This is a genomic window from Cellulomonas sp. NPDC055163, from assembly GCF_053607065.1.
The window spans coordinates 403804-426546 of record NZ_JBSGSU010000004.1; the positions used below are offsets into that span (position 1 = coordinate 403804).

General features: G+C 75.0%; 26 protein-coding genes. 17 read left to right on the forward strand and 9 right to left on the reverse strand.

Going from position 1 to position 22743, the window contains the following annotated elements; translation table 11 throughout:
- Positions 1-75: 75 nt before the first annotated feature.
- On the reverse strand, positions 76-705 hold the full coding sequence (locus tag ACWFNE_RS10195) for an Asp23/Gls24 family envelope stress response protein (RefSeq protein WP_452122305.1): 630 nt from the start codon (positions 703-705) through the stop codon (positions 76-78).
- The gene (locus ACWFNE_RS10200; RefSeq protein WP_452122306.1) at positions 702-1253 is read right to left on the reverse strand and encodes an RNA polymerase sigma factor; all 552 of its coding nucleotides are present in this window, start codon (positions 1251-1253) and stop codon (positions 702-704) included. The genes ACWFNE_RS10195 and ACWFNE_RS10200 overlap by 4 nt, the downstream gene beginning before the upstream one ends.
- Positions 1254-1396: 143 nt before the next feature.
- Between ACWFNE_RS10200 and ACWFNE_RS10205 the strand changes: the two genes are divergently transcribed.
- The 8 genes from ACWFNE_RS10205 (at position 1397) to ACWFNE_RS10240 (ending at position 5169) form a co-directional block, all read left to right on the forward strand.
- On the forward strand, positions 1397-1861 hold the full coding sequence (locus ACWFNE_RS10205) for an Asp23/Gls24 family envelope stress response protein (protein ID WP_452122307.1): 465 nt from the start codon (positions 1397-1399) through the stop codon (positions 1859-1861).
- Positions 1858-2208 carry a hypothetical protein gene (locus tag ACWFNE_RS10210; protein WP_452122308.1) on the forward strand — a complete coding sequence of 117 codons (351 nt, stop codon included), beginning with the start codon at positions 1858-1860 and terminating at the stop codon, positions 2206-2208. The genes ACWFNE_RS10205 and ACWFNE_RS10210 overlap by 4 nt, the downstream gene beginning before the upstream one ends.
- A gap of 5 nt (positions 2209-2213) precedes the next feature.
- Positions 2214-2471 carry a hypothetical protein gene (locus ACWFNE_RS10215; protein ID WP_452122309.1) on the forward strand — a complete coding sequence of 86 codons (258 nt, stop codon included), beginning with the start codon at positions 2214-2216 and terminating at the stop codon, positions 2469-2471.
- 37 nt (positions 2472-2508) lie between these two features.
- Positions 2509-2694 (forward strand): hypothetical protein, encoded by a 186-nt coding sequence (locus ACWFNE_RS10220; protein ID WP_452122310.1) that lies wholly within the window; start codon positions 2509-2511, stop codon positions 2692-2694.
- On the forward strand, positions 2691-3092 hold the full coding sequence (locus ACWFNE_RS10225) for an Asp23/Gls24 family envelope stress response protein (protein ID WP_452122311.1): 402 nt from the start codon (positions 2691-2693) through the stop codon (positions 3090-3092). Before ACWFNE_RS10220 ends, ACWFNE_RS10225 begins: the two co-directional genes overlap by 4 nt.
- A 5-nt stretch (positions 3093-3097) precedes the next feature.
- A complete protein-coding gene (locus tag ACWFNE_RS10230) occupies positions 3098-3637 on the forward strand; it encodes a DUF6286 domain-containing protein (protein WP_452122312.1) in 540 nt (179 codons plus the stop codon).
- Positions 3634-4209 (forward strand): hypothetical protein, encoded by a 576-nt coding sequence (locus ACWFNE_RS10235; protein ID WP_452122313.1) that lies wholly within the window; start codon positions 3634-3636, stop codon positions 4207-4209. The genes ACWFNE_RS10230 and ACWFNE_RS10235 overlap by 4 nt, the downstream gene beginning before the upstream one ends.
- A gap of 186 nt (positions 4210-4395) precedes the next feature.
- Positions 4396-5169 carry an SDR family NAD(P)-dependent oxidoreductase gene (locus ACWFNE_RS10240; RefSeq protein WP_452122314.1) on the forward strand — a complete coding sequence of 258 codons (774 nt, stop codon included), beginning with the start codon at positions 4396-4398 and terminating at the stop codon, positions 5167-5169.
- Here the strand turns inward: ACWFNE_RS10240 and ACWFNE_RS10245 are convergent.
- Complete coding sequence (locus tag ACWFNE_RS10245) at positions 5144-6391, reverse strand: sensor domain-containing phosphodiesterase (protein ID WP_452122315.1); 1248 nt, start codon at positions 6389-6391, stop codon at positions 5144-5146. The two genes, ACWFNE_RS10240 and ACWFNE_RS10245, sit on opposite strands and share 26 nt — an antisense overlap.
- A gap of 222 nt (positions 6392-6613) precedes the next feature.
- Here ACWFNE_RS10245 and ACWFNE_RS10250 point away from each other — a divergent pair, with 222 nt between their 5' ends.
- Positions 6614-7096 (forward strand): hypothetical protein, encoded by a 483-nt coding sequence (locus ACWFNE_RS10250; RefSeq protein WP_452122316.1) that lies wholly within the window; start codon positions 6614-6616, stop codon positions 7094-7096.
- A 147-nt stretch (positions 7097-7243) separates the two neighbouring features.
- Here the strand turns inward: ACWFNE_RS10250 and ACWFNE_RS10255 are convergent, their stop codons facing one another.
- On the reverse strand, positions 7244-9508 hold the full coding sequence (locus ACWFNE_RS10255; RefSeq protein WP_452122317.1) for a DUF6055 domain-containing protein: 2265 nt from the start codon (positions 9506-9508) through the stop codon (positions 7244-7246).
- A 231-nt stretch (positions 9509-9739) separates the two neighbouring features.
- Between ACWFNE_RS10255 and ACWFNE_RS10260 the strand changes: the two genes are divergently transcribed.
- Together ACWFNE_RS10260 and ACWFNE_RS10265 are read left to right on the forward strand one after the other, a co-directional pair.
- Positions 9740-10303 (forward strand): PadR family transcriptional regulator, encoded by a 564-nt coding sequence (locus tag ACWFNE_RS10260; RefSeq protein WP_452122318.1) that lies wholly within the window; start codon positions 9740-9742, stop codon positions 10301-10303.
- A 121-nt stretch (positions 10304-10424) separates the two neighbouring features.
- Entirely contained in the window at positions 10425-10889 is a 465-nt protein-coding gene (locus ACWFNE_RS10265; protein ID WP_452122319.1) for a hypothetical protein, read from the forward strand.
- A gap of 100 nt (positions 10890-10989) precedes the next feature.
- On the opposite strand, the gene ACWFNE_RS10270 is transcribed toward ACWFNE_RS10265, so the two are convergent.
- Entirely contained in the window at positions 10990-12684 is a 1695-nt protein-coding gene (locus ACWFNE_RS10270; protein WP_452122320.1) for a glycosyl hydrolase family 18 protein, read from the reverse strand.
- Positions 12685-12940: 256 nt separating this feature from the next.
- Between ACWFNE_RS10270 and ACWFNE_RS10275 the strand changes: the two genes are divergently transcribed.
- From ACWFNE_RS10275 to ACWFNE_RS10290, 4 genes are all read left to right on the forward strand, one after another.
- Positions 12941-13390 (forward strand): hypothetical protein, encoded by a 450-nt coding sequence (locus ACWFNE_RS10275; RefSeq protein WP_452122321.1) that lies wholly within the window; start codon positions 12941-12943, stop codon positions 13388-13390.
- Positions 13391-13472: 82 nt separating this feature from the next.
- Positions 13473-14225, forward strand: a complete 753-nt coding sequence (locus ACWFNE_RS10280; protein ID WP_452122322.1) for a phosphatase PAP2 family protein — start codon at positions 13473-13475, stop codon at positions 14223-14225.
- Positions 14222-14947 carry a phosphatase PAP2 family protein gene (locus ACWFNE_RS10285; RefSeq protein WP_452122323.1) on the forward strand — a complete coding sequence of 242 codons (726 nt, stop codon included), beginning with the start codon at positions 14222-14224 and terminating at the stop codon, positions 14945-14947. The genes ACWFNE_RS10280 and ACWFNE_RS10285 overlap by 4 nt, the downstream gene beginning before the upstream one ends.
- A 148-nt stretch (positions 14948-15095) precedes the next feature.
- Positions 15096-16664, forward strand: a complete 1569-nt coding sequence (locus ACWFNE_RS10290; protein WP_452122324.1) for a M20/M25/M40 family metallo-hydrolase — start codon at positions 15096-15098, stop codon at positions 16662-16664.
- Between the two features lie 90 nt (positions 16665-16754).
- Here the strand turns inward: ACWFNE_RS10290 and ACWFNE_RS10295 are convergent, their stop codons facing one another.
- Complete coding sequence (locus ACWFNE_RS10295; protein WP_452122325.1) at positions 16755-17777, reverse strand: hemolysin family protein; 1023 nt, start codon at positions 17775-17777, stop codon at positions 16755-16757.
- A complete protein-coding gene (locus ACWFNE_RS10300; RefSeq protein ID WP_452122326.1) occupies positions 17774-19234 on the reverse strand; it encodes a hemolysin family protein in 1461 nt (486 codons plus the stop codon). The genes ACWFNE_RS10295 and ACWFNE_RS10300 overlap by 4 nt, the downstream gene beginning before the upstream one ends.
- Before the next feature lie 168 nt (positions 19235-19402).
- On the opposite strand from ACWFNE_RS10300, the gene ACWFNE_RS10305 reads away from it, so the two are divergent.
- Together ACWFNE_RS10305 and ACWFNE_RS10310 are read left to right on the forward strand one after the other, a co-directional pair.
- The gene (locus ACWFNE_RS10305) at positions 19403-19726 is read left to right on the forward strand and encodes a hypothetical protein (protein ID WP_452122327.1); all 324 of its coding nucleotides are present in this window, start codon (positions 19403-19405) and stop codon (positions 19724-19726) included.
- 103 nt (positions 19727-19829) lie between these two features.
- Positions 19830-20900 (forward strand): Rv2578c family radical SAM protein, encoded by a 1071-nt coding sequence (locus ACWFNE_RS10310; RefSeq protein WP_452122378.1) that lies wholly within the window; start codon positions 19830-19832, stop codon positions 20898-20900.
- Between the two features lie 50 nt (positions 20901-20950).
- Here the strand turns inward: ACWFNE_RS10310 and ACWFNE_RS10315 are convergent, their stop codons facing one another.
- Together ACWFNE_RS10315 and ACWFNE_RS10320 are read right to left on the reverse strand one after the other, a co-directional pair.
- Positions 20951-21106 carry a hypothetical protein gene (locus ACWFNE_RS10315; protein WP_452122328.1) on the reverse strand — a complete coding sequence of 52 codons (156 nt, stop codon included), beginning with the start codon at positions 21104-21106 and terminating at the stop codon, positions 20951-20953.
- A 147-nt stretch (positions 21107-21253) separates the two neighbouring features.
- Positions 21254-22717, reverse strand: coding sequence for a hypothetical protein (locus ACWFNE_RS10320; RefSeq protein ID WP_452122329.1), 1464 nt, complete (start codon positions 22715-22717; stop codon positions 21254-21256).
- Between the last annotated feature and the right edge of the window lie 26 nt (positions 22718-22743).

Genomic DNA, 22743 nt, shown 5'->3' on the forward strand with positions numbered 1-22743 from the left:
CCGACGGTGCGGGCCGCCACGGCACCCGCGGTGGCGGTCACGGAGCACCTGCTGCGCGACCGGGTCGTCCCCGCGTCAGCCTCGGCGGCCGCGGGACGGGGAGTGGTGGATGTCCACGACCGTGATGTTGACCTCGACGGTGGTCAGGCCGAGGTGCGCGGCGACGGCCCGGGCGATGTGGGCGCGGAGCCGGGCGGCCGTGGTGGGGATCGGGGTGCCGAGCTCGACGGCGACCTGGATGTCGATGACGACGTGAGAGCCGGCGACCCCGACGTCGGTCGCGGACCCGCTCGCGCGGCGGGCGCCCGTGGCCGGGCGGGGGTGCGCGCCGGCGTGGCCCTGGCCCACGGCGAGCGCGACGCCCGACAGCTCCTCCGCCGCCAGGCGCGCGACGGCGCCGATGACCCGGGCCCCGATGCGGGTGTGACCCTGCTCGCTCGGGACGTAGGCGTACCACGTGTGGCGGGCCAGCTCGCGGACGTGCGTCATGACCGCGGCCAGGATCGAGTCCGGTGCGCGGACGTCCTCGTCGGCCAGCTCGTGCAACGGCTCCCAGGTGGCCGCGAGGTCCGCGAGCGCGGCGCGGCAGTGGGGGCAGGTCGCCTGGTGGCCGGGGTCGTGCGGTGGCGTGCGGTCGACGACCTGTATGAGCAGGTCGTCGTAGCGGGCGCCGCAGGGCAGGCGGGAGTCGTCCGTGGTGCTCACCTCCACTCCTGCAGGCGGTCGGTCAGCGCGCGGCGCGCACGGTGGACCCGGACCTTCGCGGCTGCCTCGCTGATCCCGAGGACGTGCCCGACCTCGGCGTGGGTCGACGACCCGAACGTGTACAGCACGAGCGCGGCACGCAGGTCGAACGGCAGGGCCTGCAGCGCCGCCGTCGTGGCCTGACGCCGGTGCTCGGCCTGCACCACGGTATCCGGTCCGGGCACGCCGCTCACGGGGTCACGGTCGAGCAGCGGCGTCGTGGGCGGCGCACCGCGGCGCAGGTTGTGGCACCGGTTGATCACGATGCGCACGAGCCAGGTCCCGAACCCCGCCTCACCGCGGAAGCCGGCGAGGGACCGCCACGCCTGCAGCAGGGCGTCCTGCACCACGTCCTGGGCGTCTAGCGGATCGCCCGTCATGCGCAGCGCGACGGCGTAGGCGCGGTCCTGGTGCAGGCGGACCAGCGCCTCGAACGCGGCGTCGTCGCCGGCCTTGGCCTGCGCGAGGAGGGCGGCCTGCCACCCCGCGTCGGCGTGGGGCGTGCTCACCCGGACACGTCCCGCCAGAACCACATCGTCTGTAACCCTTCGGGCGAACCGGTGTCTAAGGGATGAAGGTCACCGTAGCCAGGGTGCCGTACCGGTGCCAGGAGCGGGTGGCCGAGCCTGCCGACCCGAGGGAGACCCGTGACATGAGCACCCCCACCAGCGCATCGAGCGTGACGACGAGCCGCGGTGGCGCACTCGCCGCACCGGACAGCCTGCAGTCACCGCAGGGACGCACCACGATCGCCGACGGCGTCGTGCAGAAGATCGCCGGGCTGGCGGCCCGGGAGGTCGCCGGCGTGCACGCGCTCGGTGGCGGGACCGCCCGCGCGCTCGGGTCGCTGCGCGAGCGCATCCCCGGGGCCTCGCAGTCGACCGGGCAGGGCGTGGCCGTCGAGGTCGGCGAGACCCAGGCCGCGATCGACCTCGACATGGTCACCGAGTACGGGGTGTCGATCGCGGAGGTCGCCCGGGCGGTCCGCCGCAACGTCATCGACACCGTCGAGGGCATGACCGGGCTCCAGGTCACGGAGGTCAACGTCTCGGTGAACGACATCCACCTGCCCACCGACGACGCGCAGGCCGCCCCGGAGCCGGCACGAGTCCAGTGACCGACCCCGTCCGCGCCACCGAGGGTGCCGTCGTGGCGGCGGCCGGCTCCGAGGCGGACGCCGTCGCCGCCGCGGTCCTGGCCTGCCCCGGCGTGGTCGGCCTGCGCGCGGGCGGTGGGCTGGTCGCGACCTACCTGCCCGGCCGGCGGGTGGAGGGCGTACGGATCGGCCCCGACGCGATCGAGGTCTCGCTGGTCGCGCGCCTGGGCGTCCCGGTCCCCACCCTCGACACCCGGGTCCGGTCGGCGCTCGCACCCCACGCGCAGGGGCGGGCGGTGCACGTGCACGTCGAGGACGTCCTCGATCTCGTCACGGACCCGGCGTCGCCCGCAGCGGCCGGGGTGTGACCGCGATGCCGGCGCCGGCTCCGCAGCCCGACCGCTCACGTGCGGACGCCGCCGCACGCCGGGCCCGCCGCGCGGTGCTGCGCGCCCACCACCCGGACCTCGGTGGGGACCCCGCGGAGCTGGTCCACCAGCTCGCGGCCCTGACCCGCGCGGACCACGGCTCGCGGCCCGTCGTCGTCCGCCGTCCGCGCGGGCTGCGCGGTCTCCTGGCCCGGTGGCGGGCGCGGCGACGACGCCGCACACGCGCACCGCGCGTGCACTGACCTGCCCGACCTCGATCCGCACTTCTCGGAGGTAGCCATGCCCCCCACCACCGTGGGCCTGTTCACCGGACTGCTCCTGGGCCTGGCCTGGGTGATCGGCGGGTTCGACGCGTTCGTCGGCACCGCCGTCCTGGGCGTGGTCGGGTTCGTCGTCGGCAAGGTCGTCGCCGGGCAGATCGACCTCACCCCCTACATCGGCGGCGCCGGCCGCGGTCCCCGATGACGATCGAGCACGCGGTCACCCCGGGCCGGGACCTCGCCGAGGCCGAGGAGCGTGGCGCGCTGACGGTCAGCGACCGGGTGGTCGAGCGGGTCGCCGCCTACGCGGTCGTCTCGGTCGACGCCGCGGCCGCCGCCCCCCGCCGGATGCTGGGGTTCACGGTCGGCACGGCGGACACCGACGACGAGGCCCGGGTGCGCGTCGACGTCCGGGGCTCCACCGCGACGATCGAGGCCACCCTCGCGGTGCGCTGGCCCGAGTCCGTGCGGGACGTCGCCGAGCAGGCCCGGCGCGCCATCCGGGACGAGGTGCACCGCGTCACCGGCGTCCGCGTGGACCACATCGACCTCGACGTGGTGAGCCTGTCCGTGCCCACCGCCTCCCGACCCCGGGTCCGGTGATCCCCGTGACCGTCGTCCTGCGCGTCCTGTCCACGGTCCTCGCCCTCGCGCTGCTGCTCCTCGGGCTCCTCGGGGCCGTCGAGATCGTCCTCGCGCTGCTCGGGCGCCCGTACCTGCTGGTCCCCCACGAGGAGTGGAGCGCCTGGCTCACGCAGCAGACGTGGGTCACCAGCACCGTCCGCGCGGCGCTCGCTGCCGTCGCCGTGCTCGGCCTGGTCCTCCTCGTCCTGGCCCTGCGCCGCGGCCGGCCTGGCACCTTCGTGCTGCCGCCCCGGCCCGGTCAGACGCCCCCCGGGGTGCGCGTGCGGGCCTCGCGGCGCGGCACCGAGGCCTGGCTCAGCGCGGCGGCCCGCCGCACCAGCGGCGTCAGCGCCGCCCGCGTCCGGCTCACCCGCCGCCGCGCCGACGTCTCGGTGCGGACCGCCACCCGCGGCCAGGACGACCTGCCCCGGGACGTCGCCGCCGTGGTCGGTGACCGCCTCGCGCAGCTCGGGCTCGACCAGGTCCGTCCCCGCGTCGCCGTGACCCGCAAGGAGACCCGATGAGTGCCGGCGTCGACCGCATCGACCGAGGGGTCCTCGCCCTGCTCGGGCTGCTGCTCCTCGCGGCCGGAGGCGCCGGCCTGGCCCTGAGCCTGGGCGGGTTCGGCACCGACCTCGCCGGGTCGCCGGTCGTGCCGGGCACCCTGCGGGCGTTCGCCGCCGAGACCCCCTGGTTCTGGTGGGCGGCCGCCGCGGCCTGCCTGCTGGTCGCGCTGCTCGGGCTGCGCTGGCTCCTCCTGCAGCTGCGCACCAGCACGCTCACCCGCCTGGACCTGACCACGGACCCCCGCGACGGCATCACCGTGCTGCACACGGGCGCCCTGACCGCCGCCGTCGAGGACGCCGCGACCGCCATCCGCGGGGTCCACCGCGCCGACGCCCGCCTGCACGATCAGCACGGCGACCGTGTCCACCTCGCCGTGGCCCTCACCGAGCTCGCCGACATCGCCGACGTCCGCGCCGAGCTCGAGACCCGGCTCGTCCCGGACCTGCGCCGCGCCGCCGGCGCCGACCTGCCCGTCGACATCGACCTCCACCCCGGGCGCGCCCGCTCCTCGACCCGCGCGCTGCGGTGACCCGCACGGCCTGAGCGGGCGTTCCCGGGTGCAGCGGTCACCGGCCTGCGCCAACACTCCCGGGCGCAGGCGTCACCGGCCGGCGCCCCGCGTCGCCCGGTGGTCCGTCCCCGACGCGCTCGGATCGATTCGACCGCCGGCGCGGTGTGCGCGACGATGGGCGTCCACCGGCCCGAAGGAGTCCCCGTGTCCCGCATCCTCGTCACCGGCTCGAGCGACGGCATCGGCCTCGAGACCGCCCGCCAGCTCCTCGCCGCAGGGCACGACGTCGTCGGCCACGCCCGCAACGCCGAGCGCGCCGCCGACCTGCGCGCCGCCGAGCCGCGCCTCGCGGACGTCGTCGTCGGCGACCTGGCGTCGCTCGCCGAGACGCGTGCGCTCGCCGAGGCCGCGACCGCCGCCGGGCCGTTCGACGCGGTGATCCACAACGCCGGCATCGGCGGCGGCGTCCCCGAGCGCACCGTGACCGCGGACGGCCTCGAGCGGATCTTCCACGTCAACACCGTCGCGCCCTACCTGCTCACGGCGCTCCTGCCGCGGCCGCAGCGCGTCGTCTACCTCACGTCGGGGCTCGAGTCGCAGGGCCGCACGCACCTCGACGACCTCGGGTTCGAGGCCCGGCCGTGGGACGGCATGCAGGCCTACTCGGACTCGAAGCTGCTCGACGTCACGCTCGCGTTCGCGGTGGCGCGCCTGTGGCCGGACGTGCTGGTCACGGCCGTCGACCCAGGCTGGATCAAGACCAAGCTCGGCGGGCCCGACGCCTGGGACGAGGTCGACGAGGGCGCCGCGACGCAGGTCTGGCTCGCGACGTCCGACGACGCGCGCGCACGCGTCACCGGGGAGTACGTCAAGCGCCACGAGATCCAGGTCGCGAACCCCGAGGCGTCGGACGTCGAGCTGCAGGAGGGCCTGCTGACCCGCCTCGCGGAGCTCACCGGGGTTGAGCTGCCGCGCTGACCGCCGGGAGCGCAGGACTCCCGGACCGCTGGCTCGGGACGCTGGGCGCCTCGACCGCCGCGAGGGCCTCCGCCGGCCCGGGCCGCCCGAAGAACCAGCCCTGCGCGAGGTCCACGTGCAGCCCGCGCAGCGTCTCGACGTCCGCGGACGTCTCGACGCCCTCGGCCACGACGGTCGTGCCGTTGCCGTGCGCGAAGTCGACGAGCGCCCCGACGAGGGTCGAGAGCACCGGGTCGGCGGACACGCCGTCCACGATGCTGCGGTCGAGCTTGATGACGTCGGGCGCGCACAGCACGATGTGCCGCAGCGAGGAGAAGCCGGCGCCGACGTCGTCGATCGCGAGGCGCATCCCGGCGGCGCGCGGGCCGGCGAGGACCCGGCGCAGGGTGTCGTAGTCGTCGACCGGGTCGTGCTCGGACAGCTCGAGCAGCACGCGCGGTGCGGGCAACCGCGCGAGGAGCTCGGCGCACCCGGGCGTCACGAGCGTCTGCGGGGAGACGTTCATCGCGACGTACCCGCCGACGGCGTCGAGGTGGGCCGCCGCGAGCTCGAGCGCCTGCAGCTCGAGCCGGTGGCCGAGGTCGACGGTGTGCGCCTGCTCGAACACGACGTCCGGCGTCAGCCCCCACTCGGCGGGGAACCGGCTGAGCGCCTCGGCGCCCACGCGGCGACCCGACGCCAGGTCGACGATCGGCTGGAGCAGCACCGTCGGCCCCGCGCCGTCGAGCACCGGCCCGATCCGCGCGGTGATCTCGTCGCGGCGACCCCGCTCGACGACACCGGGCTCGATGATGACCGCGGCGGCGGACGCCAGCACCCCGAGCAGCGCCTTGTCGCGGACCGTCAGCCCCTTGTCGGTCGTGAGCCCCGCCGCGCAGAACGTGCCGTACAGGCTCCCGTCGCTCAGCGTCACGGGCACCGACACGTAGCTGCGCAGCCGGGGGAACTTCGCCGCGGGCAGCGTCATCGCGAGCGGGTGCGCCCGCACGTCCGGGATGACCGCGGGCAGGCGGCCGTCGAGGATGTGCTGGCAGAACGTGGTCTCCTGCTTCAGCCGGGCACCCTCGGGGAACAGGAACGGGATCGAGGAGTCGACGACCTCGAGGTGCTGGGTCTCGCCGTCCATGCGCGTGAGGAACGCGACGCTCAGGCCGATGGCCTCCTTGGCGGTGCGCAGCAGCTCGGCCACCTGCTGCTCGGCCTCCGAGCGCGTCCTGCCCATGCCACCGGCTCCCGTCGTGGGCGCACGTCGCCCGTGGGTGCCCATCGGCGGACCTGGCGGCGTCATGAACGGTCGAGCACCGCCCGACGCCTCCCGCCGGCGGCGTGGGCGGCAACGTCACACTCCCCCGGATGGCGGCGCCCTGGGGGCGGTGCGACGGTTGCGGGCGGCCCAGTCCAGGCAGCGGGCGGGCCGCACCCCCTGACGACGGAGATCTCTCCCATGACCGCATCCCCCCGCACCACCACGACGCACGACACCACCCGCCGCGCGAAGACCACCGGCCTCGCTGTCGCTGCTGCCGGCATCGTGGTGTTCAACATCTCCCCGCTGCTCAACTGGGTGAACCCGGCCGACAGCGCCGACCCTCGCACGGGCTACGAGACCGACTCCCTCGTCCCCTTCATCGCGTACCTGGGCCTCGGCCTCCTCGCGTCGCTGATCTACGCCGGCAAGCGCGCCCGCCGCGGCCAGCACCGCGGCCTGACCCTCGTGTCGATGGCCGTCGGCATCGCCGCAGCGATCCAGTGCCTGGCCTTCGCGCTCAACCCCATGGGCGGCCTCGAGCGCGGTGACGACCTCGGCACCGACCTCGGCGTCTGGGTCGGCTTCCTCGGCGCAGCCGTCTGGGCCGTCGGGTCCTACCTGCTCGCGAAGGAGATCGAGGGCGACGACGACGCGCACGACGCGCACCGCACGCACTGACCCTCGCGGTCCCGGAAGGCCCCGTCGCGTAGAGCGCGACGGGGCCTTCCCTGCGTCCTGAGGACCGCACCCGCGGCGGACGCCCGTCCCCACCACCGTGCGCCCGACGCCCACACCGCGCGCCCGACGACGTGGGGCCGCGGGGCGTCAGCGTGCCGTGCAGGTCACCGTCGTCGCCGCCGATCCACCCGTGCCCTGGAACCCGACGTCGACCGCGCTGCGCGCCGCGAGGCGGGAGTTCCACGCCGCGGGGCCGAGCGTGAGCGGGCGCTGGGTCAGCACCTCGGTGCTCCAGCTGTGCACGACGCTCCCCGACGGCAGGTCGACCGTGACCGTCCAGCCCTCGATCGGCTCGTCACCGGCCGTCACCCGCACCGAGGCGACGAAGCCGCCCGCCCAGGTGCTGGTCACGACGTAGGACGCGGAGCACGTGCGGCCCGACGCCGGAGGGGTCGTCGGCGCGGGCGTGCCCGTCGGGCGCGGGGTCGCGGTCGGGGTCGGGCGCGGGGTCGCCGTCGGGGTCGCCGTCGGGCGCGGGGTCGCGGTCGGCGTCGCCGTCGGGCGCGGTGTCGCCGTCGGCGTCGGGGTCGCGGTCGGCGCCGGGGTCGGCGTGGCCGTCGGCGTCGGGGCCGGCGGGGTCGTCGACCCCGTGATCGCGAGCTCCGCGCTCGGGAAGCGCCCGTGCGCCCGGTTCACGTCGGCCTCGCCGGGACCGCCGTCGCAGCGCCGGTCGGGGTCGAACATGAGATAGGTGCCGGAGGTGCAGGTCCCGCTGGGCTCGGCGTCACCGCCGACGACCGCGGTCCCGCCGATGCTCACCCCGCCCTGGATCAGCGCCGAGTCCGTGACGACGGCGTTCCCGCTGACCGTCGCGCCGTCGTTGACCCACGCGAGGCCCTCGATGCGCGCGTTGCCGCTCACGGTCGCGCGCCCGTACACCGCGGCGTTCGGCCCGACGTAGGCGGTCGACGCGACCGTCGCGCGCGCGTCGACCCAGCCGCCGCCGTTGGGGTGCCAGCGCCCGCCGCCGGGCGCGGTGCCGCGCGTGAAGCCGGGCTCGTGACCCGACGGCAGGGCGCCGTCGAGCCGCAGCTCGAACGGGTAGCGGTAGTTCTCGGGGTAGCCGTCGAGGAACGCGTGCTTCGGCACGGAGGTCGGCGTCCCGGCGACGACGAGGTAGACCTGCTCGCCCGCGCGCGTCGGGAACGAGGCCTCGGTGTCGGTGCCCTGCGTGACCGGGCCGTACCGCGCGACGCCGTTCGTCACGCCGACGAACCCGTAGCTCCAGCCCGAGCCGGCCGCCGGGTCGACGTGGCCCTTGAGGTGCACGCGCACGAGCCCGCCGGGCGTCGACGGGACGAGCCGGATCTTGGTGTAGCCGAACGCCCCCGGCGCGATGCCGTCGGGCACCGCGAAGTGCTGCTGCGCGGCGTCGACGGCCTCGAGCTGCACGACGCTCTGCGGGACGACGAACGGGTAGAGCCGGTTCAGGTGCGGCTGGATGTCGGCCTTGTTCGCGTAGTCGAACGTGACGTTGCGCATCGCGTACTGCGCGATCTCGGCGCCGAGCTGGTCCTGCGTGAGCCCGGCGATGCGCCGGTACGTCTCGAGCGGGTGCTCGGTGCTGCGCGCCTCGTTCCAGACCCGGTTGAAGAACGCGAGGCCGCGCCGCTCCTTGACGGTCTGGAGCAGCATCCACGCGCCGTAGTGGTGCCGGCTCGACGAGTACGGCAGGTTCTCGGTGCGGACGAACCGCGTGAGGTCGCCCGCGGCGACGCCCGGCAGCGCCTGCATCGCCATGAACTCGGCGCTGGCCTCCCAGAACGTGCCGGCCGAGGGGTGGGTGAACCCGACGCCCGAGCGGCCGAGGAACGTGTAGTTCTGCATGACGTGCGCGAGCTCGTGCACGAGCCCCCACGAGCCGGGTTGCGCGGCGCCGGGGGCGAGGTTGATGACGCCGACGCGGCCGTCGGTCGAGCCGCCGGTGGCCCACGCGTTCAGCCCGGGGTTGCTCGACCACGTCGTCGTGATGATGACGATGATCTTGTGCTGCGCGAGGAGCCCGGTCTCGGGCGTGAACCGCATCTCGTCGACGAAGAACGCGTACGCGTCCTCGAGCTCGCGCAGGACCTGCGCGGGGTCGAACCGGTACTGCGCCGGCGCCGTCGTCGGGGTCGTCCCGGCGAGCTCTCCCCAGAGCACGACGAAGTTCTCGGACTCGGTCTTGCGGTTGTCGGCCCACGCGACCTCGCCGGTGGTGCGCCAGCGCTCGGGGATCCAGACGGTCTTGTCGGCGGCGTGCGCGGGGGTCGCGGGGAGGGCCGCGAGGAACGGCGCGAGCAGCAGGGCGAGCGCGAGCAGCAGCGCGGCCGGTCTCGCGGGACGGGGGCGGGCAGGTCGGACGAGCGTCATGTCATCTCCGTGGTCGGGGGCCCAGGCCCGGAGACGCTGACACGGCGCGGCGGCGACCCGCCAGGAATGAATCGTTACAAGACTCTCACCCGGACGGGCTCCCGGTGGGGACGCCGCCGCCGGACGCCCGCGACGACTCGGCCGCGGCGCGCGTCGGCAGGCTCCCGCCGCGACCATCTGGCCAGAGCCCGATCTATCTGCTAGACATCTCTTCTAGACATAGGGAGTTCGATGCGCAGCAGCCAGACCCGCACCGCCGTGCTCGGCGCCCTGAGCATCCGGCCCATGACCGGCTACGCGGTCCGCGAAGCCATCCGCGAGACGCTCGGGCACTTCTGGAGCGAGAGCTTCGGGCAGATCTACCCCACGCTGGCCGAGCTCGAGCGCGACGCTCTCGTCGAGCGCCAGGGCGGCGCGCGGACGGGCTCGTCGGCGTTCGCGCTCACGCCCGCGGGCCGCACCGAGCTGCGCGCGCTGCTCGCCGAGCCCCCGCAGCCCGGCGCGCCGCGCAACGGTGTCCTGCTCCGGCTCTTCTTCGGGCGGACGCTCGGCCCCGAGGCCTGCGCCGCGCTCGTGCGCGACGCCCGCGACCGGGCCCAGCAGCAGCTCACCGCGCTCGCCGCCGCCCGGGCCGACCACGACCACGTCGAGCACGCCGAGGACAGCCCCTACTGGCTGCTCACCATCGCGGCGGGCGAGCACGCGGCCCGCGCGACGCTCGCCTGGGCCGACGAGGCGCTCACGACCCTCGACGCGCTCACCGCGGAGGTCACGACAGCACGCTCCGACGACTGACCGCCTCGACCCGAACCGCCCTCGCGCGCGCCCCCGCGCGAGTCACCCCCGCCGACGGCACCGTCCCCGCACCACCCGTCGGCTCCGTCCGCACCCGCCCGCGCACACCTCGGGAGTCCCGATGCCCACGACCGCCACCTCGACCCGCACCGCCACGGGCGCCGTCCCGGCGACCGCACCCCGCGACCGCCGCCTCGCCATCGCGGCGGCGTCGGGCTTCGCGCTCGTCACCGCGTTCCAGGTCGCGCTCGCCGCCGGCGCCCCGCTCGGCGCCGCCGCCTGGAGCGGGGCCCACCCGGGCCGCCTGCCCGACGACCTCCGCGTCGCGAGCAGCGTCTCGGCCGTCGTCTGGCTGCTCGCCGCGCTCGTGGTGCTCGCACGCGGCGGGGTGGGCGTCCGGCTCCCCGCCCGCGCCGGTCGCACCGGTGTGCGCGCGCTCGTCGGGCTGCTCGGGCTCGGCGCGGTCATGAACGCGGCCTCGTCAAGCCCCTGGGAGCGGTACGGCTGGGCACCGTTCGTCGTCGTCCTGCTCGTGCTGTGCGTCCTGCTGGCCCGCCGCGCACCGCAGGACGCCGCGGCGAGCTGATGGGGCTCGGCGCACCGGTGCGGCCGGTCGCACGCAGACCGAGGGCCCGGCAGCTGGTGGGGGAACCAGCCGCCGGGCCCTCGGCGCCGAGCGGGACGGACTACCGCAGCCCGGTGGACAGCGCGCTGATCAGCTCGCCGTTCGCGGTGTCACCCGACAGCTCCCAGAAGAACGTGCCGCCGAGGCCCTTGCTCTTGGCCCACGACATCTTGCTCGCGAGCGTCTGCGGGGTGTCGTAGCTCCACCACTCGCTGCCGCACTTGGCGTACGCGGTGCCGCCGACCGTGCCCGTCGCGGGGCAGCGGCCCTTGAGGACCTTGTAGTCCTCGATTCCGGCCTCGTACGTGCCGGGAGCCGCACCCGTCGCGGAGCCACCGGGCGCCGCCTGGTTGACCCCGGTCCAGCCGCGGCCGTAGAAGCCGACGCCGAGCAGGATCTTGTTCGACGGGATGCCCTTGCCGATGAGCTTGTCGACAGCAGCCTCGGAGTTGAAGCCCTGCTGCGGGATGCCCGCGTAGGACGTCAGCGGCGAGTGCGGCGCGGTGGGACCGGCCGGGTTGAACGCCCCGAAGTAGTCGTAGGTCATCGGCATGATCCAGTCGAGCTTCGTCGCCGCCGTCGCGTAGTCGGCCGCGTCGATCTTGCCGCCGCTGCTGCCGTCGGCCGTGATGGCCGCGGTGACGAGGGCGCTGCTGCCGAACTTGGAGCGCAGCGCGCTGACGACCTTGTCGAACGACTGGGGGCCGCTCGCGTCGCACACCAGGCCGCACGCGTTGGGGTACTCCCAGTCGACGTCGATGCCGTCGAACACGTCGGCCCAGCGCGGGTCCTCGACGAGGTTGTAGCAGGACTCAGCGAACGCGGCGGGGTTCTGCGCGGCCTGCGTGAAGCCGCCCGACCAGGTCCAGCCGCCGAACGACCAGACGACCTTGAGGCCGGGGTGCATGGCCTTGAGCTTGCGGAGCTGGTTGAAGTTGCCGCGCAGCGCGCCGGTGTCCCACGTGTCGGCGACGCCGTCGACGCTGTCGGCCGCGGTGTAGGCCTTGTCGTAGTCGGCGTAGGAGTCACCGATCGAGCAGCGGCCGCCGGTCGTGTTGCCGAACGCGTAGACGATGTGGGTCAGCTTGTCCGCCGAGCCGCTCGTCTGGATGTTCTTCACGTGGTAGTTGCGGCCGTAGACGCCCCACTCGGTGAAGTAGCCGACGACCTTCTTGCCGGCCGGACCGGGCGGCGGGGTCGTCGTCGTGGGGGTCGGGGTCGGCTTGGGGGTGGTCGTGACCGTCGGCGTCGGGGTGGGCGTCACCGGCGGCGGCGTGACCGTCCCGCCGGCGCACGTCGCGCCGTTGACGGTGCACGCGGTGGGGGCCTTGTGGGCGCCGGTGGCGACGTATCCCCAGGTCAGCGAGGCGCCGGGAGCCAGCGACCCCGCCCAGCTCTTCGACTTCGCGGTGTAGCGGCTGCCGTTGCGCGTGACGTCGGCGTCCCACGAGCTGCTGATCGTCGTTCCGGCCGGGAGGTCGAACTCGACCGTGAAGGGTGCGGCGGCGGTGCTGTTGTTGGTGACCTTGACGTTGACCTGGTGGCCGGTGCCCCAGTCGCCTGCGGACGTGAAGGTCGCGGTGAAGGTCCCGGCAGCGCTGGCGGGAGCGGCGGGCAGGGCCGCGACGAAGGTGACGAGCAGGCCGGCCAGGGCGGCCAGCGCGACGGCGACGCGCGTGCGGGGCGCGACGAGGGCCGTCTGGTGGTGCGGTGCGAGCGTTCCGTGCCCCGCGGCGGCGCGGTGAGTGAAGCGCATCGTTCCAGTCCCCTGTCCTCTCGGCCTCTCGGCCTGATATGTAAGGATGGTGTACTAATGGATCGATTCCGACAGTAGCCGTCGGCTGTTCACCCGGTCAACGGTTGACTTACAGACCGGTCGTGCGGCATTGCGCGGGCGCGCACGCCCGCGCCCGGCCCGTCCCGGCGGGAGCACCGTGGACCCCCGCTCGGCGCGCGCAGACCCGCCCGCGTCGGGAGACTGGGCCCACCAGCACCGATCGAAGGGGTCGCCCATGCGCTCGACCATCGTCACGCTGTCCCTCGCCGGGGCTCTCGTCCTGACCGGCTGCACCGCCGGCGACGAGAGCGCCGACCCCGTCGCCGAGCGCTCCGGGCCCGAGACGCTCGCCCCCGAGGACCTCGGCGAGGACGTCGTCGACCTCGCCGGCGTCCAGGACCAGATCGACGACCTGCGCGCCGGGCTCGACGACGCCGAGGCGGACGCCCGCGCCGAGGCCGAGGCCGCGCTCGAGCAGGCCCAGTCCGCGCTCGACGAGGCCGAGACCGCGCGGGACAGCGACGACCAGGCCGCGCGCGACGAGGCGGTCGCGTCCGTCGAGGAGGCGGGCGAGGCGCTGCAGGCCGCCCGCGAGGACGCCGCCGACGCGTTCGGCCGCGCGCTCGACACGCTCGACGCGGACCTGCGCCGGCTCGCCGAGGAGCTGCGCCAGGCCCCCGCCTGACCGCGGCCGGGCCAGGCCGGAGCTCGGCGCCGGCCCGCCGTCTCGACGCGCGCGCACGCCCCCGGACGTCTACCTTTCGCGCATGACCTCGCGCCGCACGGACACCCGCGACGCCGAGGCCCCGCACCACCCCGGCCGCACGCACCGCCTCCTGCGCGCCGCGGGCTTCGCGGCGGCGCTCGGGCTGCCCGTCGCCGCGCTCGCGTTCGTCGTGCGCTCCCAGTCCTCACCCGTCGTCGTGCTCGACGAGGCCGTGATCGCCGCGGCGACGGACCTGACCCGCGACAACCCCTCGCTGCGCAGCGTGCTGCTCGCGTGGCAGGAGGCGTTCCGCGGCGTGTGGGTCAACCCCCTCGTCGCTCTCCTGTGCCTGTGGGCGTGGCGGCGGCACGGCCTGCGCACCCGCGCGACGTGGGCCGTCGTCACGCTGTTCGTGGCCTGGGGTCTCGCGCAGGTCATGAAGCAGGTCGTGGCCCGTGCCCGCCCCGTCGTCGAGGACGCCGTCGCGCACGCCGACGGCTTCAGCTTCCCGTCGGGCCACGCGACGAACACCGCGGTCGCCGGGCTCACGGTGACGCTGCTCGTCTGGCCGCTGCTCGGCCCCCGCGGGCGCGTCGCGGTCCCCGCCGTCGCCGCCACGCTCGTCGTCCTCACCGCCGCCGACCGCGTCCTGCTCGGCGTGCACTACCCCTCCGACGTCGTCGCGGGGGTGCTCGTCGGCACCGCGATGGTCGGCGCCTCCTACCTCGGCTACGTCGGCCGCACCCCGCACCTCCCCCAGCACAGCGCCCCCGACACCCCCGCCACCCCCGACGACAGGCAGGCCCACCCGTGAGCTTCGTCCACCGGTACGCGCAGGACACGTCGCGACCGACCCTGCGCAGCGCCGGCGGCGACCTCGCCCGCCGCGCCCTCGCCCCGGCCGTCGGGCTGTGGGCGGTCGTCGTGGGGCTCGGGATGCTGATCCGGGGGCTGCTCGACGACCTGCCCGCCGAGGACGCGATCAACGCCGACCTGGCCGCGGACCGGACGCCGGTCATGGACCAGGTCACCGCGCTGTGGTCGAACATCGGCGCGACGCTGTTCATCATCACCACGTGCCTCCTCGTGATCGCGCTCGTCTGGTGGCGCACCAAGGAGTGGTGGCTCGCCGTCGTACCCGGGATCGCAGTGTCGGTGCAGGCAGCGGTGTTCGTGACCGCCGCCGCGGTCGTCGGCCGCGAGCGCCCGTCGGTCGAGAAGCTCGACGAGGCACCCCCGACGTCGAGCTTCCCGAGCGGGCACGTCGGGGCGTCGACCGCGTTCTACCTGACGCTCGCGCTGCTGAGCCGGCGGATCGCGAACCCGACGCTGCGGTGGCTCGCGACCGCGGTCTGCCTGCTCGTCCCCGTGCTCGTCGCGTACGCGCGGCTGTACCGCGGCATGCACCAGCTGACGGACGTCCTCGTCGGCGTCCTCAACGGCGTCGTCTGCGCCGGGCTCGCGTGGCACTACCTGCGTCGACGCGAGCGCCGGACGTCCCCGGGCCGGGACCGTCGCGCGGTCGCCTCGCGCTGACCGCCCACGGGGGCGGAGTCGTTTTGTCCCCTTCCCTCCCGGGAATACCTGTGCGTACGTTGTGAACCGCGCCGACGCGGCTTCCTCCTCGGACGGACCGCGGGGTCAGCAGACCCGGGCTCGCCGAACTCCTCAGGAGGTCCCACCCGTGACAGCACGTCGTACCCTCGCCGCGCTCACCGCGGCCAGCGCCCTGCTCGTCGGCGGCGCGATCGCGTCACCCGCCTCCGCGCACGGCGGCTCGAACAGCCCCGAGCGCTTCGCGGAGAAGGTCACCACGAAGGCGGTCCAGCGCCACCTGCAGGCCCTGCAGTACGTCGCCGACCGCAACGACGGCAACCGCGCCGCCCTCACGCCCGGGTACGAGGCGAGCGCCCAGTACGTCGAGCGCACCCTCAAGCGCGCGGGGTACACGACGGAGCGCGACTACTTCACGTTCGACCTCGACGTCGTCGACGCCGAGGCCCTGCTGCAGAACACCCCTGAGGCCGCGAGCTTCGTCGTCGACCAGATGGAGTTCTCGTCGAGCACGCCCGACGCCGGGCTGACCGCGGACCTCTCCGCCCCGACGGACCCGCTCGGCTGCGACGCCGCAGCGTGGGGCGACGTCGACCCCACCGGCACGATCGCGCTCGTGAGCCGCGGGACCTGCCCGTTCGCCACGAAGGCGCTCGTCGCGCAGGAGGCCGGCGCGCTCGGGATCGTCATCTACAACAACCTCCCCGAGACGGAGCTGTTCGGCACGCTCGGTGAGGACAGCGGCGTCACGATCCCCTCCGCGGGCACGACGCTCGAGACCGGCCAGGCGCTGCTCGAGGACCTCGGCACCGGCTACCCGGTGAACGTCACGCTCGACATCCGCAGCCACGTCGAGGAGGCCGAGAGCTTCAACGTGATCGCCGAGACCAAGCGCGGGCGCGACGACAACGTCGTGATGCTGGGCGCGCACCTCGACAGCGTCGAGGACGGCCCCGGCATCAACGACAACGGCTCCGGCTCGGCGGCGCTGCTCGAGGTCGCGGTCCAGCTCGCGAAGTCGAAGAAGCACAACAACACGGTGCGCTTCGCGTGGTGGGGCGCCGAGGAGCTCGGGCTCATCGGCTCGACCGAGTACGTCGAGGAGCTCGCGACGCAGGAGGGCGAGCTCGACCGCATCGCGACGTACCTGAACTTCGACATGATCGGCTCGCCGAACTACATCATCGGCGTGTACGACGCCGACGAGTCGACGTACGAGGCGCCCGTCGAGGTCCCGCCCGGCTCCATCGAGACCGAGGACGTCTTCACCGACTACTTCGACAGCATCGGGCAGCCGTGGGTCGACACGGAGTTCTCGGGCCGCTCCGACTACCAGGCGTTCATCCTCAACGGCATCCCGGCGTCGGGCCTGTTCACCGGGGCCGACGACGTCAAGACCGCCGAGGAGGTCGCGCTGTTCGGCGGCACCGAAGGCATCACGCACGACCCGAACTACCACTCGCCCGAGGACGACATCACGAACATCAACGCCACGGCGCTCGGGATCATGGTGAAGGCCGTCGCGTTCGCGACGTACTCGCTCGCGCAGGACACGTCCGCGATCAACGGCGTCTCCGGCCCGGGCACCGGCCACGGCCACCCCGGGCACCCGGGCCACCCCGGCCACCCGGGCAAGGGCCCGCACGGTGGGACGGTCGGTCCGCTCGGGACGCAGGAGGGCTGGGAGCGCGCAGCCTGACGCCTCCGCGCCCGACCGCACGATCAGCAGGGCCGACGGGTTCCGACCCGTCGGCCCTGCTGCGTGCCCGGAGCCCTCGCGGGCGCGCAGTCAGGACCCGGCCGGGGTGGCCGGCGTCCGCGGGAAGAGCCGGGCGAGGACGTCGGCGAGGGTGACGACCCCGCGCAGGGCGCCGTCGTCGACGACGACGGCGAGGTGGTTGCGCGTCTCGCGCATCGACGTCAGCGCCGCGTACACGGGCGTGCGGGCCTCGAGCGCGAGCACGGGCCGCATGAGCTCCTGCACGGGCCGGTCGGCGGGTTCGACCAGCGTGTCCCGCACGTGCACGACCCCCTGCGCCGAGCCCGGGTCCCCGACGAGGATCCGCAGGTGGCCCGAGGCCCGGGTGGCGTCCTGGACGTCCGCCGCCGTCGCGGTGACGGGGACGGCGGTCGGCCGCGAGGCGGGCGTGAGCAGGTCCCCGACCGTGAGCTCCTGGAGCTCCAGGGCGCCGGAGAGCTGGGCGAAGTAGGCCGGCTCGAGCGCCCCCACGTTCGCGGAGTGCTCGAGCAGGTGACGGAGGTCGTCGGGGTTCTGCCCGGCGGCGACCTGGCTCGCCGGCTCGACGCCGACCTTGACCAGGCACCAGTTGGCCACGTCGTTCAGGGCGACGAGCAGCGGTCGGGTGACCCACATGAACGCGCGCATGGGGATCGCGAGCACGGTCGCGGACGTCTCGGGGTGGGCGATCGCCCACGACTTGGGGGCCATCTCCCCGACGACGAGGTGCAGGAACGTGACGATCAGGAGGGCCAGGACGAACCCGGCGGCGTCGGCCAGCCACAGCGCCAGCCCCCACGTCTCGAAGACGGGCGTGAGCCAGTGGTGCACGGCCGGCTTGGTGATCGCCCCGAGGGCCAGGGTGCACGCGGTGATCCCGAGCTGGGAACCGGCGAGCAGCACCGTCAGCTCGGTCGAGCTGCGCAGCGCCGCACGCGCCGACCGGCTGGTGGGTGCGGCGTCCTCGAGCCGGTGCCGCTTCGCGGCGAGCAGCGCGAACTCCACGGCGACGAAGAACGCGCTCAGCGCGATCAGGGCGACGGTGACGCCGGTGACGATCCACGGGTCGCTCATCGGCCGGCCTCCCGGGCGTCGGGGCCGGCGCCGGCGCCCGTCCCTGCGTCGGGGCCGGTGTCCATCTCTGCATCCGTGCCGGCGTCGGGCCCGGCCTCGGGCGGCGCGGGCGGTTCGGCGGGGACCGTGACGCGCACGAGCGCGGGCACGTGCCGCTCGACCTCGAGCACCTCCACGCGCATCCACAGCGGTGCGGGCTCGTCGGCGTGGGCCAGGTCGGCCGGGTCGGGAGGCAGCTCGACGTGCACGACGTCCCCGGTCGCGGGCAGGGAGCCGTGGTGGGCGATGACCAGGCCGGCGATGGTCTCGTAGCCGTCGCGCGGCAGGTCGTGGCCGACGGCGCGCTCGACCTCGTCGATGTGGACGTCGCCGGCCATGACCCAGATCCCGTCGTCCGCCACGGGGGCGAGGGTCGGGGTGGCGGGGTCGTGCTCGTCGGTGATCTCCCCGACCAGCTCCTCGGCGAGGTCCTCGAGGGTCAGCACCCCGGCGAACCCGCCGTACTCGTCGATCACGCACGCCATCCGGTTCCTCGACCGGGTCAGCTCGCGCAGGGCACCGGGCAGGGTCATCGACGCCGCGAGCACCAGCGGGGGCCGCATGAACGTCTCGGCGGCGGCGCGGTCGCCCTCGGCACCCGCCAGCACGTCGTCGAGGTGGACGACGCCGACGACCTGCTCGTCGTCGGTCAGCACCGGGTACCGGGAGTGACCGGTGGACATCCGGGTGCGGACCTCCGCCAGCGTCTCGGTGGCGTCCACGACGTCCACGTGGGCGCGGGGGATCATCGCGTGCTCGACGTCGCGACGCGGGAAGTCGATGATCCGGTCCAGGAGCATCGACAGGTCGGCCGGGAGGTCCCCGCTGTCGCGGGAGTCCTCGACGATGTGCTCGAGGTCCCGCACGGTCGCGGAGTGCTCGACGTCGTGCACGGGCTCGATCCGCAGGGCGCGCAGCAGGAGGTTCGACGCGGCGTCGAACACTCGGATGAGCCACCCGAACACCGTCAGGTAGACCGTGGTCGAGCGGGCCAGCCACAGGGCGACCGGCTCGGGGCGGGCGATGGCAAGGTTCTTGGGGAACAGCTCGCCGACGATCATCTGCACGAGCGTCGAGAACAGCAGCGCGAGGACCGTGCCGATCGCGATCCCCACGCCGGTCGGGACACCGACCCCGCCGAGCGCCTCGCCCAGGGACTCACCGATCAGCGGCTCGGCGACATACCCGACGAGCAGCCCCGTGACGGTGATGCCGAGCTGCGCGCCGGACAGCATGAAGGACGTGCGCCGGGTCACCGCGAGCGCGCGCTGCGCCGCGACGTCGCCACCACCGGCCCGCGAGGCCAGGCGCGAGCGGTCCACGGCCATGTACGCGAACTCCTGGGCCACGAAGTAGCCGGTGGCGGCCGTGATGGCCAGCACGACGAGCACGCCGAGCAGCAGCGTGAGCACCCACATCAGGACATGCACCCCCTCGCCGGCTGATCGTCGCGCGACGTGCGGGGGCTCGTACTGTCGGTGTCCATGGCTCTTTCGGGTGGGCGGCAGGTCCTCTGGACAACGCGTGCCAGCCCGGGCCGGTTCCCGCCGGTGGCCGACGGCTCGTGGACGGCACAGGCTGGGGTCGTGCCTGACCGACCTCCGACCCCGTGGACCGGGCTGGTCGTCGCCCTGCCGGCGCCGCCGGCGGGTGACGTCGAGCCGGTGGTCCCTGCGCGACCGGTCCGGGTGACCGCGCGGCTGCATGACGGCTCGACCGCGACGCTCGACGTGGCGCTCGTCGCGCGCGCACCCGGCTTCGTCCGCGTCGCGCAGGACCGCGGCGCGGAGCCTGCCTGGCTCGCGTGGATCCCCGAGGACGACGTGCGGCGGGAGCCGCCCGCGGCGCTCGACCACGGCGCCCTGCCGGACGCGCCCGCCCTCCCGCAGCCCCGGCCGTCACCGGAGTGACGCTCCTCGGTCTCGATCTCGGTCGCGGCTCACGCCGTCGGGATCGCCTGGTCGAGGCCCTGCTCGCTAGCATCCTGGTCGAACATGTGTTCGAATGGCTGCCATGCGGTGGGAAGGCCAGCGGCTCGACCAGGACGAGGGCGGCGCCCTGCCCGGGCTCTCGCTCGCCGGGCTCGTGCGCAGCGTGCAGACGCCCGACTTCCGCGGCGTGACCTTCCACGAGGTCGCCGCCAAGAGCGCGCTCAACCGGGTCCCCGAGGCGTCGCGCATGCCGTTCCGGTGGACGGTGAACCCCATGCGCGGGTGCTTGCACGCGTGCACGTACTGCTTCGCGCGGCCCACCCACGAGTACCTGGACCTCGACGCCGGCCGGGACTTCGAGACCCAGATCGTCGTCAAGACCAACGTCGTCGACGTCCTGCGCGCCGAGCTCGCCCGGAGGTCCTGGCAGCGCGAGCACGTCGCCCTCGGCACCAACACCGACCCCTACCAGCGGGCCGAGGGCCGGTACTCGCTCATGCCGGGGATCATCGGCGCGCTCGCGGGCTCGGGCACACCCCTGTCGATCCTCACGAAGGGCCCGCTGCTCAAGCGCGACCTGCCGCAGCTCACCGCCGCCGCGCGCGACGTGCCCGTGGGCGTCGCCGTCTCCCTCGCGGTCCTCGACCCCGCCCTCCAGCACGCGGTCGAGCCGGGGACCCCCGGGCCGCGGGCACGCCTGGACCTCGTGCGCGCGGTGCGCGACGCCGGGCTCTCGTGCGGCGTGCTCGTCGCGCCCGTCCTCCCGTGGCTCACGGACTCCGAGGAGCACCTCGACGCGCTGCTCGGCGAGCTCGCGAAGGTCGGGGCCAGCGGGGTGACGGTCATGCCGCTGCACCTGCGCGGCTCGGTGAAGCCGTGGTTCCTCCGCTGGCTCGCGGAGGAGCACCCGCAGCTCGTCACCCGCTACCGGGGCCTCTACGGGCGCGGGGCCTACGTGCCCGACGACTACCGGCGGTGGCTGCGCGAGCGCGTCGCCCCGCTGCGACAGCGGCACGGCTTCGTCAGCGCGGCCGAGCGTCAGCCCGGCCTCGGCCCGGGAGTCGAGGGGTTCCCGCCCGGGTCGCTGCCGACGCCGCGCGGCGGGCCGGTCGAGGCCCCGCAGGACGTGGGCGGGCAGCTCACGCTGTTCTGACCGACCCGCGAATGGCCGCCGGTCGGGCCCCGCTGATCAGGCCACGGCGATCAGGCCTGGGCGTCGTCCGGGACGGCGTCCGGGTCCTCCTCGGGCTCGAAGCCCGACGGCTCCCCGGCGCCGATCCCGACGCCCGTCTCCGGGTTCGGGACGTCGCCGGTCGGGGTGTTCGTGTCGCTGTCCGTGCTCTGCGTGTTCTCGCTCATGACGCCATCGTGCGCCGCATCGCGCCCGACCGCCCGAGGAACGCCCGGATCGGCGTGCTCCCGAGCGGCGAGCAGCGACCGACGAGAACGGTGCGCCGCCGCGGCAGGGCAGCCGGACCTCGCCGGCCGCCCCGCCGCGGACCGGAGTCAGGACCGGTCCGACGCACCCCGCTGGTGCGGCACGAACGCGATCCGCGCCGGGGGGTGGTTGGCCGCCCGGTGCGCGCGGCCGCGCAGCCACACGCCCCCGACGAGCAGCGCCAGCGCGACCGGGACGAGCCAGAGCTCGCTCCCGGTGTCCGCGAGGGCCGCGACCGGCCGGACGTCGGCAGCGCGCGTCGCGAGTGCGGCAGACCGACCCGCTCCCGTGGCGCTGCGGGCCAGGGCGACCTGCTCGGCGCTCGTCGCGTCCGCCCGGTCCGTCCCGAGGCTGCCGCCGCCCGCGCTCATCGCGACCCCGGCACCCGACCCGTCCGACGTTCCCCCGGGCGCCTCCTCACCGGCTCCGAGGACCCCCTCGGACGGCGTCACGACGCCCGGAGCGGTCGGCTCGACGACCGAGCCGCCGCCCGGCGTGCCGGCGCCCGGCATACCCGGCGTGTCGGCGCCCGGCGTACCCGGTGTGCCGGCGTCCGTGTCGGTCCCGCCGCCGGTGTCGGTGCCGCCTGCGGCGCCCGCCGCCTCACGGCTGACCGTCGCGTCCCCGAGCACCCCGAGGGCCACGCCGGAGACCGTCACGGGCACGCTCACCGGAGCGTCGACCAGCGGCCCCTCGGCCCCCACGGCCGCACCGTCACCAGCCGGCTCGGTCGGCTCCCCGGGCACCGACGCATCCGTCCCGCCGTCGGTGCGTCCCTGGGTGACGTCCGCGTCACCGAGCACGCCGAGCGCCACCCCGGAGACGTCGACCGGAACCGTCACCGGCACCGACACGACCCCCGGGATCGGCCCGGCAGCTCCGGAGCCGTCGCCCTCCGCGGGGCCACCGCTGACCTCGTCACCGCCGGCCGGTCCTGCGGACGTGACGCTCGCGTCCCCGAGCACCGCGACCGCGACGCCCGACACGTCGACCGGCACCTCGACCGGAGCCGAGACCAGCGATCCCGGTGCCGGCACCGGCACCTCGGGCGCCATCACGGGGTCACTAGCGGCGCCGCCCGCACCGGCACCACCGGCAGGCGCCGCGGACCCGACGGTCGCATCCCCCAGCACCGCCACCGCGACGCCCGAGACGTCGACCGGCACGGTGACGGGCGCCGCGACCAGGGCCTCCGGCGACGCCACCGGCGCCTCGGGAACGGCTGCCGCCTGACCACCGGCCGGCGCCGCGGACGCAACGTTCGCATCCCCCAGCACCGCCACCGCGACGCCCGACACGTCGACCGGCACGGTGACGGGCGCCGCGACCAGCGGCGCGCCGCCGGCGGCTGCGGTCGGCTCGCCGCCGAGGCCGACGCTCAGCGCGACGAGGGGTTGCGTGGTGGAGCCGACGACGACGTCGACCCCGAGCGCCCCGTCGTGGGGCGTGGCTTGGGCCGCGACGGCCCCGGCGGCCAGCAGGCCACCGCTCACGAGCGCTGTCTGCAGCGCTCGACGGACGTACGTGTGCATGGGTTGCTCCTCTGCTGATGACCGGA

Excerpts from the sequence above, each read along its gene's own strand:
- ACWFNE_RS10280 (WP_452122322.1), top strand. The coding sequence starts at position 13,473 with ATGACCTCGCGCCGCACGGACACCCGCGACGCCGAGGCCCCGCACCAC.
- ACWFNE_RS10265 (WP_452122319.1), top strand. The coding sequence starts at position 10,425 with ATGCCCACGACCGCCACCTCGACCCGCACCGCCACGGGCGCCGTCCCG.
- ACWFNE_RS10315 (WP_452122328.1), bottom strand. The coding sequence starts at position 21,106 with ATGAGCGAGAACACGCAGAGCACGGACAGCGACACGAACACCCCGACC.
- ACWFNE_RS10245 (WP_452122315.1), bottom strand. The coding sequence starts at position 6,391 with ATGGGCAGGACGCGCTCGGAGGCCGAGCAGCAGGTGGCCGAGCTGCTG.
- ACWFNE_RS10275 (WP_452122321.1), top strand. The coding sequence starts at position 12,941 with ATGCGCTCGACCATCGTCACGCTGTCCCTCGCCGGGGCTCTCGTCCTG.
- ACWFNE_RS10300 (WP_452122326.1), bottom strand. The coding sequence starts at position 19,234 with ATGTGGGTGCTCACGCTGCTGCTCGGCGTGCTCGTCGTGCTGGCCATC.
- ACWFNE_RS10260 (WP_452122318.1), top strand. The coding sequence starts at position 9,740 with ATGCGCAGCAGCCAGACCCGCACCGCCGTGCTCGGCGCCCTGAGCATC.
- ACWFNE_RS10215 (WP_452122309.1), top strand. The coding sequence starts at position 2,214 with ATGCCGGCGCCGGCTCCGCAGCCCGACCGCTCACGTGCGGACGCCGCC.
- ACWFNE_RS10295 (WP_452122325.1), bottom strand. The coding sequence starts at position 17,777 with ATGAGCGACCCGTGGATCGTCACCGGCGTCACCGTCGCCCTGATCGCG.
- ACWFNE_RS10235 (WP_452122313.1), top strand. The coding sequence starts at position 3,634 with ATGAGTGCCGGCGTCGACCGCATCGACCGAGGGGTCCTCGCCCTGCTC.
- ACWFNE_RS10320 (WP_452122329.1), bottom strand. The coding sequence starts at position 22,717 with ATGCACACGTACGTCCGTCGAGCGCTGCAGACAGCGCTCGTGAGCGGT.
- ACWFNE_RS10255 (WP_452122317.1), bottom strand. The coding sequence starts at position 9,508 with ATGACGCTCGTCCGACCTGCCCGCCCCCGTCCCGCGAGACCGGCCGCG.
- ACWFNE_RS10270 (WP_452122320.1), bottom strand. The coding sequence starts at position 12,684 with ATGCGCTTCACTCACCGCGCCGCCGCGGGGCACGGAACGCTCGCACCG.
- ACWFNE_RS10220 (WP_452122310.1), top strand. The coding sequence starts at position 2,509 with ATGCCCCCCACCACCGTGGGCCTGTTCACCGGACTGCTCCTGGGCCTG.
- ACWFNE_RS10250 (WP_452122316.1), top strand. The coding sequence starts at position 6,614 with ATGACCGCATCCCCCCGCACCACCACGACGCACGACACCACCCGCCGC.
- ACWFNE_RS10205 (WP_452122307.1), top strand. The coding sequence starts at position 1,397 with ATGAGCACCCCCACCAGCGCATCGAGCGTGACGACGAGCCGCGGTGGC.
- ACWFNE_RS10225 (WP_452122311.1), top strand. The coding sequence starts at position 2,691 with ATGACGATCGAGCACGCGGTCACCCCGGGCCGGGACCTCGCCGAGGCC.
- ACWFNE_RS10310 (WP_452122378.1), top strand. The coding sequence starts at position 19,830 with ATGCGGTGGGAAGGCCAGCGGCTCGACCAGGACGAGGGCGGCGCCCTG.